The 1,463-nt window shown below is 64.0% G+C and carries 2 protein-coding genes; both read left to right on the top strand.

All coding sequences use genetic code 11. The annotated features are described in order from the left end of the window. Window positions 1-208 precede the first annotated feature (208 nt). Window positions 209-619, top strand: a complete 411-nt coding sequence (locus QHF83_RS53665; RefSeq protein ID WP_348980547.1) for a transposase — start codon at window positions 209-211, stop codon at window positions 617-619. 151 nt (window positions 620-770) lie between these two features. Next, window positions 771-1,211, top strand: a complete 441-nt coding sequence (locus QHF83_RS53260; RefSeq protein ID WP_282425872.1) for a macro domain-containing protein — start codon at window positions 771-773, stop codon at window positions 1,209-1,211. Window positions 1,212-1,463 lie beyond the last annotated feature (252 nt).

Below are 1,463 nucleotides of genomic sequence, written 5' to 3'. Positions count from 1 at the left end.
GGCTCTGGTACGGGGTATGCCGAGCCGGCTGGCACGGTTTTCCCGGACCACGTGGCGCGGGATGTATCCGTATGAAATGCACGGTGTTGGGGTCGCGATCGGGGGCTCGTAGATCCACGGGCTGCTATCGTTGAAGGAGTCCGGTTACCGCACCTATGTCCCCGAGAGGAGCCAGCCCGTCCGCAAATGGGTGGACAAGGGCTGGGATATGCAGCAAGCGTTTTACGGGAACCGAAACCGTGTGCGTCGTCCAAAGGGGCGCGCTCTTCAACGCAAACGTGGAGAGCTCATCGAGCGAACATTCGCCCATGCATGCGAGACGGGCGGAATGAGGAGGGTGCGAGTCAGGGGCCGAGAGAACGTGCGCAAACGCTACCTGGCCCATGTCGCCGCGCTCAACTTGGGGCTCGTACTACGCCAAATCCTCGGCGCTGGGACGCCGCGGGGCCTGGCCGCGGCCCGGAAGGGCTCTGCCCTTGCAGTTTTGGTGATATGGGCAGCCATGGAGGCTCTGGTGCGGGGCATGTCGAGGCAACTGGCACGGTTTTCCCGGGCCGCGTGGCTCGGTATGCGCCCGGGTGAGGTGGGCGATGTTGGGAGCGCGATTGTGGCCGCGTAGATCCACGGGCTGCTAACAATGCGCTGCAGCCTGACGCCACGTGAAGCCTCGCTTCGCGGGCGCCGCGCAGGTGGCCGCGGACTCGTTGGGCCGGTGACGATTGTCGAGAAGGGATCGGATGGCATAGCACATGTGCCTGCACTTGGTTGACATGAATGCAACGCTGGTGGCCGCCTGGCGGCGGTTTCCGGATGTCGAAGTTCTCTGCGGAGACATCTTGGCCGTAGCAAGGACGGCCGTGGTTTCCCCTGCGAATGGCTACGGATTCATGGATGGTGGCGTGGACCGTGCATATGCAGCCTTTTTCAGGCCGGCCTTCGAGAGACTTGTCTACGACGTCGTTGCTCGCAGGCCGGAGGGCTTTCTTCCAGTGGGCGCTGCCGAGATCGTCCCGACTGGCCACGCTCGTGTGCCGTACGTCATCCTCGCACCCACCATGCTCATGCCGGAGCACGTCCCAGCCTCCCACGCTTACCGCGCCCTTCGCGCAGCACTCCGCGCCGCAGCCCGCGAGAGCGAAATCGGAGACCTCTACTGTCCGGGGCTCGCGACAGGCGTCGGCGGTTGTCGAACCTATCGACGCACCGCGTGAGATGATGGCGGCCAACGCGGACGCCAGGCGCGCGAGGGCTTGACTATTCAGGGCGATCCCGTCAGGGCGGTTCGTCTCTGGGCACGGAGTAAAACCTTGTCTGCCCCGCTGAGCCCAACTTTTCCCTAGAGCGCCGATCAGTTCCAATTCCCATCTCATTTCAAGGACTTGTGCGATGGGGATCGACACGCGCCTTCCGGCATGATCCACTGCGCGCGGCTCGCCCAGCCGACGGAGTGGATTCCTGTGTTG

Source organism: Polyangium sp. 15x6, assembly GCF_029960785.1.
Taxonomy (GTDB): domain Bacteria; phylum Myxococcota_A; class Polyangia; order Polyangiales; family Polyangiaceae; genus Polyangium.
The sequence above is the reverse complement of the archived record's forward strand: the minus strand, read 5'-3'. Positions and strand labels throughout refer to the sequence as shown.